Origin of the sequence: Geothrix sp. PMB-07 (assembly GCF_030758935.1) — a bacterium.
Lineage (GTDB): Bacteria > Acidobacteriota > Holophagae > Holophagales > Holophagaceae > Geothrix.
The window spans coordinates 1,572,895-1,588,715 of the sequence record NZ_CP132333.1; the positions used below are offsets into that span (position 1 = coordinate 1,572,895).

Consider the following 15,821-nt stretch of genomic DNA (forward strand, 5'->3'; position numbering starts at 1 on the left):
TCCCGCCTCAGTGGGCGGCCGAGTTCGCGCTGTCCTGCTCCGGAGCCGCACGGACCTGAGGTGGCGTGGGAGGGATCCTCAGGGTGAAGGTGGTGCCCACGCCTGGTGAAGACTCCAGGGCGATGGTGCCGCCCAGCAGATCGGTGAACTTCTTGACGAGGGTGAGGCCCAGGCCGGTGCCGCCGAACTTCCGCGTGGTGTTCTCGTCGGCCTGCACGAACTCGTCGAAGACCACGGCCTGCTGTTCGGAGCTCATGCCGATGCCATCATCCTGAACGCTGGCCAGAAGGTGTCCATCCTCGGACCAGGCCCTGACCTGGACGTGTCCGTTCGTCGTGAACTTGGCCGAATTGCTGAGCAGGTTGACGAGGATCTGGCGCAGGCGGGTGGGATCGGAGTGGAAGTGCCCGGGTGCATCTTGGGCCTCGATGTCGAACTGATTTCGATTCTTCTCAACCAGGGGCCGCACGGTGGCGTCGAGATCCTCGAAGAACGGCCCCAGCTCGAAATCGCGGAGGTCCATGCGCATATGGCCTGCTTCGATTTTCGACATGTCGAGGATGTCGTCGATGAGGCTGAGGAGGTGCCTCCCGGCGCCCTGGATCTTCACCGCGTCTTTCCGGAGACCCGCCAAGGCAGGATCTTTCGTGTCCTCCTGGAGAAGCTCTGAGTAGAGAAGAATCGCGTTGAGGGGAGTCCGCAGTTCGTGGCTCATGTTCGCCAGGAAGGCGCTCTTGGCTCGGGACGCGGCCAGAGGCGCAGAGGTTTGTCGCGCCACTTCCTCCATCAGCTCGCGGTTGCGCCGCTCGAGGCTGGCCTGGCGAAGCTTCACAGCCAAGCCCACGAGGCCCATGAGGCCTAGGATTCCCAGGGTACGGACCCACCACCGCTCCCACCAGGCGGGACGCACTCTGAACTCGAATCGCGTCACCGGGCCCGGATCGCCCTGCCGGGTGAGGGCACGAAGCTCCAACACATGCGGTCCCGCCGGAATGCCTGCGTAGCGCAGATGGGGTGTCTCGAGTCGCACCCAATCTGAGTCCACCCCGGACAGTTTCGCCGCGTAAGAGATGGTGTCTTTGACCTGGTAGTTGGGAACCATGAAGCGCACTTCCAGCTCGTTGAACTCGCGGGCCAGTTCAGGCACCGGCTCCAGCAAATCCAACAGTCGGCCGCCGCTGCGCGCCGAGAGCAGCAGGGGGGCGCGCAGGTCGGGGTGGCGGGGCAGGGGCATGGGATCATGGCTCACGAGGCCCGCGGGGGTGCCGAGCCAGACTCGGCCCGGTTCCACCAGAATGGCGTTCTCGTCGCACTCAGGGCTGATGATGCGGTCCTCGGTGCCCAGCATGCGGAAGGTGCTGGGGTCATCCCCATCCAGGTACCCGAGGCCCCGGGCGGTGCCCAGCCAGATGCGACTTTGCTCCAGGGCCACGCCATAAAAGACGAGGTTGGTCCCGGCATCGGTGAGCGCCAGGGTCGCGGTGCGGGTGATGGTGCCGTTTTTCAGCCGATGCACTGTCAGGGCGCTGCGGTTCTTGTAGGCGATGACGAGCTTGCCCGTTGCATCCACCGCGGCCACCCAGGGGAGATCCGGCAACAGGTCGGGTACCGGATGCCAAGCCCCGCTGTGCCAGAAGGACGCGGATTGATCATGGAGCATGAGGATGCCGCCGCCTGGCAAGGCCATCAGACTGCGCACCCCGCGAAGTGCCGCACCGGGCGTGGGCATGGGTGTCCACATCCAGTTTCGGCCATCGCGCATGCCACGAACTGGATGCCCCTGCTCGTTGACCACCCAGGGCAGCCCGTCGGCATCCACGGCCACGCCCGCGCTGATGCGCGCCACGGGCAGAGGCTCGATGCGAAGCGCCTTGGTTGCCAGGGTCTTCGTGTCCACCGTATGAACGGTTCCCCCGGGACTGCCTGTGGCCCAAAGGGTGCCATCTTCGGCCAGGGCCAAGGTCAGGAAGCGGCCCGGCAGCACCCGTTGGAACCGGGCCCCATCCAGCATCCAGAGCCCTGCGTCCATGGCCACCCAGAGGCGGTTCTGGTGATCGCGGAGCATCTGCCAAGTGGTATCGAGGGGCAGGCCGTCCTGGGGGCCATAGGAGCGCCAGCGGGTCTGGCCCAGGATCCGCAGCACGCCCTTGTCGGTGCGCAGCCAGAAGCCGCCCTCCTGATCGACGATGCCCCCCCGGGCATCATCCTGGGCGTGGCCAAAGGGTTCGCGGCGGTCCCCCCTCACCCGGGAGAGGCCTTCGGCGGCATCCACCCAGACCCAGCCCTGCCGATCCCGGCTCAGCCTGGAGATGTGGCTGTAGCCGCCTGCCATGCGCCGCCCGATCCAGCCCGAACCTTCGCCGCCGGGAAGCCGCCAGAGGGAGCTGCTGGTTCGCACCCAGAGATCGCGGTCGCCATCCACAGCGATGTCGAGCAGGATTTCGCCCGGTGCGAATTGAGGGGATGCCAGGGGCTCCCAGTGGTTCTCCTGCCAATGCCAGATGGTGCGGGACGTGATGGCCCAGGCTCCGGACAAGGAGGGGTCCGCGAACAGGTGCGCCGGCAGTTCCTGGCCAGGCCAGGGCGTGGGAACGGTGAAGCCCTTGGGGGCATGCTCCACCCGGATGCCCTGGGAGGTGAGGGCCCAGAGGTGCCCTTCGGCGTCCCGGGCCACCTCCTGTACGGCCCCCTGGGGAATGCCGTCGGCTTCCGTGAAGATCCGTGAGCGGCCGTGGCTGATGCGGGTGAGGCCGCCGTCTGTCGACACCCAGACGGCGCCATCCAGATCCACGGACAGGTTCAGGATGAAGCCCGGCGCCAAGGCCCCAGAGTAGGGCAAGAATTGGCGACCATCGAAGGTGGATAGTCCGCCCTCGGTACCCACCCAAAGCTGCCCCTCATGATCCTGGACCATGGAGGAGACCACCTCGCTGCCGAGCCCCTGCTCCGTGCCATAGCGCCGGACGGGAAACACCCCTGCCGCCTGGGCCTTCAGGGGAGGCATGGACAGAAGGCAAAGAAGGGCCAGGGCGCGCAACATCATTGGAGGAGAACCCATTCATTCTAATCGGGCGGGGCTGCCTCAGGCTCCAGTTTTCGAGTTGGGGCGAGCCTGTCACTCAGGGTTTCTGAAGCCTTCCCGCGATGCGTTCCCGGAGGGTATCAGGCACCAGGTCGGCCAGGTTGCCGCCCATGCTGCCGATTTCCCTCACCAGGCGGCTGCTTACGGCGCTGTATTTCTCTTTGGGCATGAGGAAGACCGTTTCCAGTTCCGGCGCCAGCTTGCGGTTCATGAGGGCCATCTGGAATTCGTACTCGAAATCGCTGAAGGCGCGCACGCCTCGCACAATGAACTGGGCACCTTGGGACTTCGCGAAGTCCACCAGCAGGCCGTGGAAGCTGGTGATGACGATGTTGGGCCGGTCCCCCACGAGTTCCCGCAGCATGGCCACCCTTTCCTCGACACTGAAGGCCGGGCTTTTCGAGGGGTTGTAGAGGACCGCCACCACCAGCTTGTCCACGAGCTTTTCCGCCCGTTGGATGATGTCCCAGTGGCCGAGGGTCACGGGATCAAAGGAGCCTGGATAAATGGCCGTCCGCACGGGAACTCCGGGAAGGATCCTAGCCTAGCGCACCGGATGCGGCGCCGGTGTCACAGTGTTCCAGCCCACTGGTTTTGCGCGGGGGCGCTTGGGAGTACAGTGGTTGCATGAGCGAGCAGCCAAGCAAGCAACTGGGCAAGCAACCGGGCGGGCCACTGAGCGTTGGTCTGCTCTTCGGCGGGGAATCCCCCGAGCACGAAGTCTCCATTGTCACGGCGCGGGCCATCGCGGAGCATCTGGATCCCGCACGGTTCTTGGTGCGGCCCATGGGCATTGCGCGGAATGGCGTTTGGGCGGTCAATGGCGACCCCTTCGCCCGGCTGGCTGCGGGCGAACTGCCAGAGCGCAGCGACCATCCCTTCCTTCCGCTGGAAAGGGGCGCTGAAGCGCTGGCCTTGCCGGATCTCTTCTTCAATGCCCTCCATGGCGCCGGCGGTGAGGATGGCCAGATCCAGGGTTACCTGGAACTGCTTCACCGCCCCTACACCGGTGCCGGTCTGCTGGCCATGGCCGCGGGCATGGACAAGTGGATCACCAAGCGGCTGTGGGAATCCGAGGGGTTGCCGGTGGTGCCCTACGTGGGGCTCACCGAGGAACGTTGGAACCGGGAACAAGCCGCATGCCTGGTGGATTGCGGGAAGCTGGGCCTGCCCCTGTTCGTGAAGCCCGCCAACCTGGGCAGCAGCATCGGCGTGGAGAAGGTCAAGCGTGCCGAGGATCTTCCTGGCGCCCTGGACCGGGCTTTCACCTTCGACCGCCGTGTGCTGGTGGAGCAGGGGCTCGACATCCGTGAAATCGAGGTGGCGGTCCTCGGCGGGGATGAACCGCTGGTGTCCCAGCCCGGCGAAGTCATCGTGGCCGACGAGTTCTACACGTTCGAGGACAAATACCTCCACGGCAAAAGCCGTACGGAGATCCCCGCCCAGATCCCCGAAGAACTGACGGACCTGGTTCGCAAGCTGGCGGCGAAGGCCTTCGCCGCCTCGGATGGCTACGGCATGGCGCGGGTGGATTTCTTTTTGGAGCGGCTCACCGGGCGGATCTTTCTCAACGAGCTCAACTTCATTCCCGGCTTCACCAGCATTTCCATGTATCCCAAGATGATGGCCGCCAGCGGCGTGCCCTACGCCACCCTGCTCACCCGTCTCATCGATCTGGCCCTGGCCAGGCATGCCCAGACTGCGGCCAAACAGAAGGGGTTCCAATCCGGCAGTACGTGGTTCCAGAAGGGTTAATTTCCCAGATTTTTTTAGTCAAGTCGGATCGGAAAGCCGCCGATAGATTCCCCATGGACGTTGCAGGCATCGCACTCTCCGGTCTTCGCGCTTCCAGCGCTGGATTGGCTGTGCAGGCCAACAACGTGGCCAACCAGTTGTCTGGCGGATACAAGGCTAAGCGCGCAGACCTGGTGGCTGAAGCCTCGGGGGGGGTGCGGGTGTCGGGTGTCTCAGAAGACCCCACACCCGCCGGCCCCGAAGGCTCGAATGTCGATCTCGCCACTGAAACGGTGCAGGGCATGGGCTTTGACCTGATGTACAAAGCCAATCTGAAGGTCCTTAAATCCCAGGATGAGCTGACGAAGGCGACTCTGGACTTGAAGGCCTAAGGATTCCGGACCCTTCAGCGACATCGGGCGATAGCTGGAAGCCTTCGAGCGGTTTCCTCGTAGACTGTTTCCATGCACGCACGCACCTGGCTCTCGGTTCTGTCGCTTCCCCTGGTGGCCGCTTTCACCGTGCCGGTGATGCAGCAGGGCAACCCTCCGAAACCTCAGCCGCAGGCCGGGGCCAAGGCCGCGCCCCAGGATCCCCTGGCGGGACTGTCCGACATCCAAGATGTGCTTTCCCTCGTGCAGCAGAATTACGTCGATCCGCCCGACATGGAGAAGGTGGTGTCAGGTGGTGTGCAGGCCGTGCTGGAGCGGTCCCACCCCCTGAACGCCTACCTGACCGCCGAGGACCTTCGCCTGCCGGACCCTGGGCCAGCCGAGGCCGGCTTGGTGGTGGTCAAGCGAAACATCTACGCCACGGTCGTGGCGGTGACGCCCGGCGGACCCGCCGCAAAAGCCGGCATCCAGCCCGGTGACGTCATCCGCAAGGTGGATGGGGATTCCGTGGGCTACCTCAGCGCCTGGTCCCTGGAGCGCAAGATGCACGGCCCTGAAGGCTCGTCGCTGGACCTCTACCGCTACAACGCCAATGGCGACCTCACCAAAACCACCGTGGTGCGCCAGCGCCTGAGCCCAGGTGCCGTGGCCATCAAGCAGGGGCAGGGCGCCCTCATGGCCTCGCTGCCGGATCTGGCCCCGGGTCGCGCTGAGGAATTGAAGAAGCTGCTGGCGGCGGCTGATCGCTCCCAGACCTTGCTGCTCGACCTGCGTCAGTGCCAGAAGGGCGCCATGGAAGAGGCCGCCGCGGTGGCGGGTCTGCTGGGTGCCACGGGTACCTTCGCCACCCTGCAGGAGGCTGGCAAGCCCGAGCGCCAGGTACCCGTGGTGGGCCAAGGCACGCCCTTCGCCCGTCTGCTGCTTCTCACCGGACGCTCCACCCTCGGGGCCCCGGAAGTCTTGGCTTCCTGCCTCAAGAAGGGCGGCGCCAAGACCTTCGGTGAGCGGACACCCGGCCTCGGCGTGGAACGGTCCCGTTTCCCCCTGAAGCAGGGCGGGGCCGTGGAACTGGTGTCCAAGCGCTGGATCGGCCTGGGCGGTGAGAAGCTGGATCGGCAGGGCATCATCCCGGATCAGGTGCTGCGCATGGCGGACAGCGAGGATGCCCTCGCCAGGGTAATGACGGCCCTGGCCGCGCCGCCCAAGACCGCGGGTCAGGCTTCTGAAGCTGGCGGCGCATCGAAAGCTGAGCCCGCTCCGAAGCCCCTCCACTAATGGCTGCTGGCAAGCGGAAAGGCGCTTCCACCCTGGCCTTGGTGGGCTGGGCCCTGCTCATGCTGGGGCTGGGGCTGGGCGTGGGTGTGGTGCTGGGCCAGCAAGGCTGCAACCGGCGGGAGGCCCCCGCCAAGCGAGACACAGCGCCCCGACCTGAATCGAAAAAGCCGGAGAAAAAGCAGCCGGAGTCCAAGCCGAAACCCAGTCCCGAAGCGACGAAAGCCAGCCCTGATGCGCCCCGGGTGCCGAGCCAGGAGCCGGAGCACCCGCTGCCCCGCTTCGCCCTCGTCATCGACGATCTGGGCTACATGCAGCCGGAAGTGGTGACCCGTCTCTGCAGCCTATCCATTCCCTTCAGCGTGGCGGTGCTGCCCTACCAGGAACACACTCGGGAGAGCGCTGACATCGCCCACCGGCTGGGCAAGGAAGTGATGCTGCATCTGCCCATGGAGCCCGTGGGGTATCCCGGGCCGGGCCGGGATCCTGGGCCCTACGCGATCCTCTACAACCTTCAGGAAACCGAGATCCGCCGCCGTGTGCGCATGGCGCTGGATGAGATTCCCCATCGCGTCGGTGTGAACAACCACATGGGCAGCCGCATCACGCCGGACCGAACCCGCATGGGGTGGGTGCTGCAGGAGATCAAGGCGTGGAAATGCTTCTTCGTGGATAGCCGCACCGAGAAGGACAGCGTGGCCTACGACGTGGCCGAACAGATGGGCGTTCCGGCCGTGCAGCGGAAGGTCTTCCTGGATGACGACAAGGCCTTCCCCGAAATGGAGAAGCAGTGGGACCGGGCGCTGAAGTTGGCGGCGAAGGAGGGCTCGGTGCTGGTCATCGGCCACATCTACCCGGAAACCGTGGAGGCCCTGGAGAAGCTGGTGCCCCGCACCAAGGGGCAGGTGCGTTTCGTGACGGCGGGGCAGCTGGTCAAGTGAGGCGCGTGCTCCTGCTCCTCTCTTCGGTCGTGGCCTTCGGACAGGATTGGACCGAGGCCCAGGTGGCCAGGGCCTTGGCGCCCTTCGATTACGTGCTGTTGCTGGATCGCGGCGTCTCTGCCCAGCGCTGGTCCCATGCCCTGAAGGCCTCGGACGCCTTCCTGCCCTGTTCCACCTTCAAGCTGCCCCATGCCCTCATCGCCCTGGACACGGGCGTGATCACCTTGCGGGAGAACCGGAAGCGCTGCAACGCACAGGAATGCCACAGCAGCCATGGGGAACTGGATCTCGCCGAGGCCATTCGCGTGTCCTGTGTGAGCTACTTCCGCCAGACCGCCCGCGCCATCGGGCCGGAGCGAATGGCTGCCGGGCTGGCGAAGCTGGGCTATCCCGCCACAGGAACGCTGGAACCGCTCGATGGCTTCTGGCTCACGGGCGGCATGCGGATCACGGCCGAGCAGCAGCTGCGGTGGATCCGGCGCTTCTACACCGAGGCCCTGCCGGTGAAGGCCGAGCATCTCGAGGCGGTCCGCGCGGCCTCCCTGCGCACCGGGGCCGGCGATTGGGCGATCCAAGGCAAGACCGGCGCCACCGGGCAGGAGCTCGGTTGGTTTGTCTGCCAGGCCTCGCGGGAAGGGTCTGCTCGTTGGATGGTGATCCTCTTGAAAGGGAAGGGGGCCACCGGCACCGAAGCCGAGCGGCGTCTCAGGGCTCTCCTCAGCGGTGAAATCCGGTAGGATCTAAGCATTCTGGCGATGGTGTCCGCCCCATAACCGCTCCTCGAGCTGATGGCGCCTACGGTTTTCTTCCGGGAGGGCGTGGGCATGGATACGGTGAAGCGGGCTGGATTCGTCCTGTGGGATGGGGTGGCGGGTTCTCTCGTGGGTCTGTTGGCAGGGCTTGCCTCGGCGGGTTTCATGTGGCTGCTGGAGCGGGTGATCCACTTGCGGGAACAGCACCTCTGGCTGCTGTGGCTGCTACCTCTATTCGGTGTGTTATCAGCCTGGCTCTATCAGCGATTTGGCGCTGCCTCCGAGGGCGGCAACCGCCTGGTCTTCGATGAGGTGATCGATTTCCAAGGTCGCGTGCCCTCGCGCATGGCGCCGTTGGTGCTTGCGGGCACGCTGCTGTCGCATCTGGGTGGGGCTTCTGTGGGCCGGGAAGGCACGGCGGTGCAAATGGGCGCCAGCCTGGCCCGCAGCCTCGGAAAACTGCAGGGCACCAAGCTGGGTTCCTGGTTCCGGCTGACCGAATCGCGGCAGCGGCTGCTGCTCATGGCGGGCGTGTCTGGCGGTTTCGGTTCGCTGTTCGGAACGCCGGTGGCTGGCGCCATCTTCGGCATGGAGGTCATCGCCATCGGCAAACTGCACTACGAGGGCCTGCTCGTCTGCACGGCAGCTTCCTTCGTGGGCGACTGGGTCTGCCGAGGCCTCGGCGCGCCGCACGCGCGGTTCCTGGTGGCGGCCCAGCCCTGGAGTGCCGCGTTGGGGCTGAAGCTGCTGCTGTTCGCCCTGCCGGTGGCCCTGGTGGCGGGGGGCTTTTCGGAAGCGATGCAGGCACTGGGGGGTTGGGTGCGCGCGCGCGTGGCTTCCCCGTTGTGGCGTCCCTTCCTGGGTGGTCTGGCCATGATTGGCCTGGTCTGGCTGTTCCGCCGCACGGATTTCCTCAACCTGGGCACCGTCTGGTTTCCGGCGGTACTCCAGGGCGCGGCGCCGGTGCCATCCTGGGCCTTCGGGGCCAAGTTCCTGTTCACGGTGGTGGCCCTGGGTTTTGGCTTCAAGGGCGGTGAGGTGACGCCTCTCTTCGCCATCGGCGCCCTGCTGGGGGCGGCCTGCGCGCCTCTGTTGGGCGTGCCCGTGCCCTACCTCGGCGCCCTGGGTTTCGCGGCAGTGTTCGCCACGGCCAGCAACACGCCCATCGCCTCGCTGCTGCTGGGTGCGGAACTCTTCGGAGCGGCCTTCCTCGGCCCCTTGGCCCTCATCTGCTTCCCGGCCTACATCCTGGTAGGACATCGGGGCATCTACGGCGCGCATCGGGTGCAGACCCGCAAGGATTTGGCGGATTGAGTTGGTTCAGCCGTGGCTGCAGCCGCAGCCGCCGGTGAAGTCCTGGCGATTGGCGGCGCGGATCATGCTGCGCCCCTCCCAGCCGATGAGCAGGGCCAGGGCCAGGGCGGCGGCGCCATCCACCCACCAGAGCGAGGGCACCAGCAGAAACAGAAGGCTGCCCGCGAAGAGCACGCCAGAGAGTTGGATGCAGGCCCGGCTGCAGGCGGCATCGGCCTCCAAGGCTGCACTGTCCAGCACTTTCGCCGTCTGGAGCTTGGCCCGCCAGAGGGCGAACATGAAGGACAGCGACAGCGCTGAGATGATCAGGCCCGGCAGGGTGGTCGGCGGGTGGCGGTGGGCGGTGAGCTGGAGTATCGCGCCTCCGGCGATCCCGAGGGCGAGGGCCGCGAACAGCCAGCCGATGCGCCGGGTGGCTTGGCGTTCCCGCTCGAGGTTGCCGTGATCCAGCAGCTTCCAGAGCACCAGCAGGGCCGAAGCCACTTCGATGAAACTGTCGGCGCCGAAGCCGAAGAGGGCGAGGGAATCATCGGCCCACCCAAAGGCCATGGACACCAGGCCTTCCACCAGGTTGTAGGCGATGGTCAGCCCCGCGAGCCAGAGGGCCCGTCTGCGCCACCGCTCCCGGTCAGGAATGGGCTTCCCTCACCTTGCGGGCCTTCACCAGCACCAGGGTCGATCCGGTAGGCGTGCGCTCCATGGTGACTTCATCCATCACCTGACGCATGAAGAAGACGCCGCGGCCGCCGGGCTTGAGCAGGTTCTCGGGCAGGTTGGGATCAGGCAGGGCCTCCAGGTCCACGCCGGGGCCGCGATCCTCGATGCGGATCTCGAAACGGTCCACCCTGGGCGTGAAGGTCACCTTGACGGACTTGTCCTTCTGCAGCTTGTTGCCGTGCCGCATGGCGTTGGCGATGCCTTCCTGGATGGCCAGCCACAGCCGCTCGCCGTCTTCCTGGGTGAAGCTGAGGTGCTTGAGGAACTCCGCGCCCACGACCTGAATCAGGTCGATGAAGCGGAGATCCGTGTTGCACGTGAGGACGACGGGCAATAGGGCGGGATGGGCCATGGAAGAAGAATCCCTTTCAAGAGATCAGGAGAACCACGCTCAAGGTACTTGGAATCCTGCCTCCCAGGCCAGTGGTTTTGCCAGGGCAGGGGTGAGTGGCGGCGTGCCTTGGATCACAATTAAGAATAGTTGGTCTTAAATATGGAATTTTGTGAAACACTGCTTTTCGGCGAGCAGATGCGCCCCGATGGAGGTTCCCATGAAGGCAAGATGGTGGCTGGTGTTGCTGGTGCTCCTGGCGGGCTTTGGCGTGCTGGGACTGGGCGGGCGGCAGATCGCCCAGAACGCGCCGCCGATTCCGCAACGGGTGGTGACGGAGGATGGAACCCTCCTGGTGGGACCGGGCCAGATCCTCGAGGGCCAGGTCAGCTACCTGGGTCACGGCGGCCAGCACATCGGCTCCATCTGGGGCCATGGGGCCTATCTGGCACCGGACTGGACGGCCAAGGCGCTGCACCAGTGGGCCTCCCACACGTTGGAAGGCGCCCGGGCTGAGGGCGGATCCTCCGCCGATGCCCAGGCCAAAACCATATCTGTATTTCAGGACAATAGGTATGAATCATCCAGCGGCACGTTGACTCTAAGTTCGGCCCAGGCAGCGGCCTATCTGAAGACCCGCGCCGAACTGGCGAAAATCGCCGTGGAGGGCGACAGGGGCGCCGCCATTCCAGCCCACTGGATTCCCACGATGCAGGAAGGCGAACGCGTGGCCGACTTCTGGCTGTGGACGGCTTGGACCGCCGCGGCCCGCCGTCCCGGCATGGATCACAGCTACACCCAGAACTGGCCCCAGGAATCCCTGGTGGGCAACACGATCACGCCCATCAGCCATCTGTGGAGCATCCTTTCCATCATTTTGCTGATCCTGGGCGTGGGCCTGATGATCTGGCACCACGCCAGCCAGCCCGCCGAGGACTTCCCCGCGCCCCAGGCCATTCCGGCCGCTCCCGCCACGCCCAGCCAGCGTTGGTCGGCCCTCTACTTCGCCGTGGCCATGGCGTTGTTCCTCGTGCAGATCGGCATGGGCGTGCTCACGGCCCACGATGCCGTCGAGGGCAATGGCCTCTACGGCATCGACCTTTCGCACATCCTGCCCTACGCGGCATCGCGCACATGGCACCTGCAGCTGGCCGTCTTCTGGATCGCCACGTGCTGGCTGGCCACGGGCCTCTATCTGGGCCCCAAGCTCAGCGCCAAGGAGCCCAAGGGCCAATGGCTGGGCGTGGCGGGCCTGCTGGCTGCCCTGGTGGTGGTGGTGGTCGGCGCCCTCGCCGGAGCGCACCAAGCCATCGTGGGCAAGCTGTCGGGCTCCTTCATGCTGGGCCACCAGGGCTATGAATACGTGGAGCTGGGCCGCCTTTGGCAGATCTTGCTGACGGCCGGCATGCTCATTTGGCTGGTGCTGGTGCTGCGGGTGCTGATCCCCGCTCTGAAGGGCGAGAAGGGCCGCCTGGGCCTGCTCAAGCTCTTCGTGCTGTCGGCCATCGCCATCCCGCTCTTCTATTCCGCGGGCTTCATGTACACCCGCGAGACCCATGTCGCCCTCGCCGAATACTGGCGCTGGTGGGTGGTCCACCTCTGGGTGGAGGGCTTCTTCGAGGTCTTCGCCACGGTGGCCATTGCGCTGCTCTCCACCCGCATGGGCCTGCTGCGCGAGAGCACCGCCCTGCGTGCCGTGAGCACCTCCATGGGGCTCTTCCTGGGCAGCGGCGTCATCGGCACCTTCCACCACCTCTACTACACGGGCTCGCCGGCCTCCATCTCGGCCCTGGGTTCCGTGTTCAGTGCGCTGGAGATCGTGCCCCTCACCATCGTGGGCTTCGAGATCGCCCAGAGTCTAAAAGCCGGCAAGGCCATCGGCAGTGGTTATGAGTGGCCCTTCAAGTTCTTCGCCGCCGTCTGCTTCTGGAACCTCATCGGCGCCGGTGTCTTCGGCATGCTGATCAACCCGCCCTCGGTGCTCTACTTCGGCCAGGGCCTCAACACCACGCCCATTCACAGCCACGCGGCCCTCTTCGGCGTCTACGGCTTCCTCGCCATCTCGCTCATGCTCTTCGCCCTGCGCGGCATGACGCCGGACAAGGCCTGGGACGAGAAGTGGCTGAAGGTCGGCTTCTGGGGACTGAACCTGGGTCTGGTGCTCATGCTGGTGTTCTCGCTGATCCCAAGCGGTTTCTATCAGATCGCCCAGAGCCTCGAGCACGGCACCTGGTACGCCCGCGGCGCTGAGGTGGTGCAGAGCCCCCTCATGCGCACCTTCACCTGGCTGCGCATGCCGGGCGATGTGCTCTTCGGCCTCGGCGCCTTGGCGGTGATCCTCTTCACGTTCAAGGCTGTCGTGGGTGCCTGGGGGTGGAGGACGGTGGAGGAAACTGATTCCACGCGGGAAACCGCAGATGGTGCGGTGGTCTGCGCCGTGGTCAACGACTGAAGTCGGCCCTGAATGAGTGAAGGCCCTCGCCATCCGGCGGGGGCCTTCGCCTGTCTGCGTGTTTCCAGGGGTTCAGCCGCTGTTGCGCAAGCCGGCCGCAATGCCATTGATGGAGAGGAGGATGCCGCGCTCGGTGCGGTCGTCGGTGTCACCGGCGCGGTAGCGGCGCAGCAGCTCGACCTGCAGGTGATTCAGCGGGTCCAGGTAGGGGAAGCGGTGCTGGATGGAGCGCATCAGGTAGGGGTTGCTCTCCAGGAATTCCCGTTGGCCGGTGATGGCTTTCAGGGCCGTGATGGAGGCTTCGCATTCTTCCTGGATGCGGGTGAAGATGCGGTCGCGCAGGTTCCGGTCGCCCACCAGATCGGCGTAGCGGGAGGCGATGGCCAGATCCACCTTGGCCAGCACCATGTCCATGTTGGACAGCAGGCTGCGGAAATAGGGCCAGGTGGCGTGCATGTCCTGTAGCAAGGCCAGCCCGGTGGCGCCGTGTTCCGCTTGGAAAGCGCGCACGGCGGCGCCGAACCCATACCAGCCCGGCAACATGAGGCGGCACTGGCTCCAGCTGAACACCCAGGGAATGGCGCGCAGATCCGTGATGGAGCGGCCGCCCTTCCGGCTGGCGGGCCGGGAGCCGATGTTGAGCTGGGCGATTTCGGCGATGGGGGTGGATTCCCAGAAGTACCGCTCGAAATCCGGGGCGCCGTAAATCAGGTCGCGGTAGGCCTCGCAGGCCTTGGCGGACAGCGCATCCATGGTCTTGGTGAAGCGGGGATCGGCGCCGGGATCTTGTGCCACCGGCAGGCTGGCCTCCAGGGTGGCGGCCACCAGCACCTCGAGGTTGCGTCGTGCCACGGCGGGGTGCCCGTACTTGGCGGCGATGACTTCGCCTTGTTCCGTGAGTCGGATCTGGCCGTCCACGGCGCCCGGAGGCTGGGCGAGGATGGCTTCATAGCTGGGGCCGCCACCGCGACCCACAGAGCCACCACGCCCGTGGAAAAGACGCAGATGAACGCCATGGCGCCGAGCCACGTCGAGCAGCCGCCCCTCGGCCTTGTAGAGCTCCCAGCGGGAGGTAAGGAAGCCACCATCCTTGTTGCTGTCCGAGTACCCCAGCATCACTTCCTGGATGTCACCGCGGCTTTGCAGCAGGCGGCGGTAGAGGGGCAGGGACAGCAGGCCGTCCATGATGTCGCCGGAACGCTGCAGATCCTCGATGGTCTCGAACAGGGGGATGAGGTTGAGGTCGAGCCGGTTCTCGGCGGGGCGCAGGATGCCCGCCTCGCGGAGCAGCACGGCCGCCTCCAGCAGGTCGGAAACATCCTCTGTGTGGCTGATGATGCAGCTGGGCAGGGCCTCGATGCCAAGGCGTTTGTGGTTGACTGCCGCAGTGCGGAAGAGGGTCAGCTCCCGCTGGGTTTCTTCGCCGTAGGTGAGAAAGGGCGAGGCGAGGGGGCGTGGGCTTTCCAATTCAGCCGAGAGCAGCGCGACCTTGGCGGCCTCGGGCAAGCTGGCGTAGGCGGTGCCTGGGCGCAGGGCTTCCAGCAGTTCCGCCACCACGCGACCTTGAACTTCGGAGCCCTGGCGGAGATCCACCGGGGCCAAGTGGAAACCGAAAATGGAGACGGCGCGCCGCACGTCGCGCAGACGCCCTCGGGCCAGGCGCCGACCGCCGTGGCGCCGCAGGGATTGATCCAGCACATCCAGATCGGCCTTCAATTCGGCGGGAGCCGCATAGGGCTCAATGGCCGAATCCTCGGTCGGGCCGCCGAGGGAAACCCGCCTTCGCGTGGCACTGAGCCGCTGGTGTATGAGAATCAGGGCGCGCCGGTACGCTTCGTCCCGGCGCTGGGGTGAAGCATCCGCAGAGCGGTCAGCCAGATCCAGCACTTCCTGGGAGGCCCGCGACACCTGGAGGCTGAGCGAGAGCTCTTCGCCCAGGGTTTGGATCTCCTGCAGCAGGAAATCCAGGATGGTGCGGCTGTGCAGATCCAGCGTCTGCTGCAGCACCTCGGCGGTCACGAAGGGATGGCCATCGCGGTCGCCGCCGATCCAGCTGCCCAGCTGGAAGAAGGGCGGAAGCTCAGCGTCGCCCCAGGCGGGATCCAGGGCCAGACGGTCCTCCAGATCCGCGTAGAGGGCCGGGAGCTGGTGCAGGAAGATGCGCTCGAAATAGGAGAGAGCGTTCGACACCTCGTCTGTCACTGCGGGCCGCTGGGGCCGCAGCATGCGCGTCTGCCACAGCAGCAGCACCTGCCGCTGCAGCTGCTCGTCACGAAGGGCAGCCTCCCGGGGGGTGGACGCGCTGCGGTCGCGTTCATCCAGCAGCCGCGCAATCTCCACCTGGGCGTTGAGGATGCTTTTGCGTTGCACCTCTGTAGGGTGCGCTGTCAGGACGGGGCGTACCTGGGATCGGGCGAAAAAGGACTGGAGCCCCTGGGCGTCCAGACCGGCCGCCGAGGCTTGGGCCAGCGCATGGCCCAGGGAACTGGGGCGGGGCGCTTCCTGGGCCATGCGGTGGGTGCGGGAGCGGCGGATGTGGTGCTGATCCTCGGCCAGATTGGCCAGCTGGGAAAAGTAGCTGAAGGCTCGCACCACGAGGATGGCCCGTCCGGGGCTGAGGCCCTTGAGGATCTCCTTCAGGGCATCGCTGGCTGCGGAATCCATGCCCCGGCGGAATCGCACCGCGCTCTGGCGCACCTGTTCAATGAGTTGGAAGGTGTCATCACCCTCCTGTTCCCGGATGGTGTCACCCAGCATCCGGCCCAGTTGGCGGATGTCCTCCTTGAGGGGAAGGTCCTTGTCAGCATCAGCAACAACCATGGCGGGCGTCCGGG

At 65.9% G+C, this 15,821-nt stretch carries 12 protein-coding genes and 1 riboswitch; of the genes, 7 read left to right on the forward strand and 5 right to left on the reverse strand.

The annotated features are described in order from the left end of the window. Positions 1–7: 7 nt before the first annotated feature. Positions 8–3,043: an ATP-binding protein gene (locus Q9293_RS06960; RefSeq protein ID WP_306251391.1), complete on the reverse strand. Its 3,036-nt coding sequence runs from the start codon at positions 3,041–3,043 to the stop codon at positions 8–10. A 76-nt stretch (positions 3,044–3,119) separates the two neighbouring features. Continuing rightward, positions 3,120–3,602, reverse strand: coding sequence for a pantetheine-phosphate adenylyltransferase (gene coaD / locus Q9293_RS06965; RefSeq protein ID WP_306251393.1), 483 nt, complete (start codon positions 3,600–3,602; stop codon positions 3,120–3,122). Between the two features lie 107 nt (positions 3,603–3,709). On the opposite strand from coaD, the gene Q9293_RS06970 reads away from it, so the two are divergent. From Q9293_RS06970 to Q9293_RS06995, 6 genes are all read left to right on the forward strand, one after another. Next, a complete protein-coding gene (locus Q9293_RS06970) occupies positions 3,710–4,837 on the forward strand; it encodes a D-alanine--D-alanine ligase family protein (protein WP_306251395.1) in 1,128 nt (375 codons plus the stop codon). Positions 4,838–4,890: 53 nt separating this feature from the next. Further along, positions 4,891–5,208, forward strand: coding sequence for a flagellar basal body rod C-terminal domain-containing protein (locus tag Q9293_RS06975; protein ID WP_306251398.1), 318 nt, complete (start codon positions 4,891–4,893; stop codon positions 5,206–5,208). A 72-nt stretch (positions 5,209–5,280) separates the two neighbouring features. Beyond that, on the forward strand, positions 5,281–6,483 hold the full coding sequence (locus Q9293_RS06980; protein ID WP_306251400.1) for a S41 family peptidase: 1,203 nt from the start codon (positions 5,281–5,283) through the stop codon (positions 6,481–6,483). After that, positions 6,483–7,421 carry a divergent polysaccharide deacetylase family protein gene (locus tag Q9293_RS06985; RefSeq protein ID WP_306251402.1) on the forward strand — a complete coding sequence of 313 codons (939 nt, stop codon included), beginning with the start codon at positions 6,483–6,485 and terminating at the stop codon, positions 7,419–7,421. Before Q9293_RS06980 ends, Q9293_RS06985 begins: the two co-directional genes overlap by 1 nt. Positions 7,422–7,426: 5 nt before the next feature. Next, the gene (locus Q9293_RS06990; RefSeq protein WP_306251404.1) at positions 7,427–8,158 is read left to right on the forward strand and encodes a penicillin-binding transpeptidase domain-containing protein; all 732 of its coding nucleotides are present in this window, start codon (positions 7,427–7,429) and stop codon (positions 8,156–8,158) included. 5 nt (positions 8,159–8,163) lie between these two features. Further along, positions 8,164–8,226, forward strand: a riboswitch (Fluoride riboswitch). Then, entirely contained in the window at positions 8,210–9,487 is a 1,278-nt protein-coding gene (locus Q9293_RS06995) for a chloride channel protein (RefSeq protein ID WP_306251406.1), read from the forward strand. It overlaps the preceding riboswitch by 17 nt. Positions 9,488–9,493: 6 nt before the next feature. Here the strand turns inward: Q9293_RS06995 and Q9293_RS07000 are convergent, their stop codons facing one another. Both Q9293_RS07000 and Q9293_RS07005 read right to left on the reverse strand, forming a co-directional pair. After that, the gene (locus Q9293_RS07000) at positions 9,494–10,036 is read right to left on the reverse strand and encodes a cation transporter (protein WP_306252427.1); all 543 of its coding nucleotides are present in this window, start codon (positions 10,034–10,036) and stop codon (positions 9,494–9,496) included. Positions 10,037–10,115: 79 nt separating this feature from the next. After that, the gene (locus Q9293_RS07005) at positions 10,116–10,556 is read right to left on the reverse strand and encodes an ATP-binding protein (protein ID WP_306251408.1); all 441 of its coding nucleotides are present in this window, start codon (positions 10,554–10,556) and stop codon (positions 10,116–10,118) included. 199 nt (positions 10,557–10,755) lie between these two features. Between Q9293_RS07005 and Q9293_RS07010 the strand changes: the two genes are divergently transcribed. Continuing rightward, a complete protein-coding gene (locus Q9293_RS07010) occupies positions 10,756–12,987 on the forward strand; it encodes a nitric-oxide reductase large subunit (RefSeq protein ID WP_306251410.1) in 2,232 nt (743 codons plus the stop codon). A gap of 72 nt (positions 12,988–13,059) precedes the next feature. Here the strand turns inward: Q9293_RS07010 and ppc are convergent, their stop codons facing one another. Beyond that, the gene (ppc, locus tag Q9293_RS07015; RefSeq protein ID WP_306251412.1) at positions 13,060–15,807 is read right to left on the reverse strand and encodes a phosphoenolpyruvate carboxylase; all 2,748 of its coding nucleotides are present in this window, start codon (positions 15,805–15,807) and stop codon (positions 13,060–13,062) included. Positions 15,808–15,821: the final 14 nt, after the last annotated feature.

Excerpts from the sequence above, each read along its gene's own strand:
- Q9293_RS06960 (WP_306251391.1), bottom strand. The coding sequence starts at position 3,043 with ATGATGTTGCGCGCCCTGGCCCTTCTTTGCCTTCTGTCCATGCCTCCC.
- Q9293_RS06970 (WP_306251395.1), top strand. The coding sequence starts at position 3,710 with ATGAGCGAGCAGCCAAGCAAGCAACTGGGCAAGCAACCGGGCGGGCCA.
- Q9293_RS06975 (WP_306251398.1), top strand. The coding sequence starts at position 4,891 with ATGGACGTTGCAGGCATCGCACTCTCCGGTCTTCGCGCTTCCAGCGCT.
- Q9293_RS06980 (WP_306251400.1), top strand. The coding sequence starts at position 5,281 with ATGCACGCACGCACCTGGCTCTCGGTTCTGTCGCTTCCCCTGGTGGCC.
- Q9293_RS06985 (WP_306251402.1), top strand. The coding sequence starts at position 6,483 with ATGGCTGCTGGCAAGCGGAAAGGCGCTTCCACCCTGGCCTTGGTGGGC.
- Q9293_RS06995 (WP_306251406.1), top strand. The coding sequence starts at position 8,210 with ATGGCGCCTACGGTTTTCTTCCGGGAGGGCGTGGGCATGGATACGGTG.
- Q9293_RS07000 (WP_306252427.1), bottom strand. The coding sequence starts at position 10,036 with ATGGCCTTTGGGTGGGCCGATGATTCCCTCGCCCTCTTCGGCTTCGGC.
- Q9293_RS07005 (WP_306251408.1), bottom strand. The coding sequence starts at position 10,556 with ATGGCCCATCCCGCCCTATTGCCCGTCGTCCTCACGTGCAACACGGAT.
- Q9293_RS07010 (WP_306251410.1), top strand. The coding sequence starts at position 10,756 with ATGAAGGCAAGATGGTGGCTGGTGTTGCTGGTGCTCCTGGCGGGCTTT.
- ppc (WP_306251412.1), bottom strand. The coding sequence starts at position 15,807 with ATGGTTGTTGCTGATGCTGACAAGGACCTTCCCCTCAAGGAGGACATC.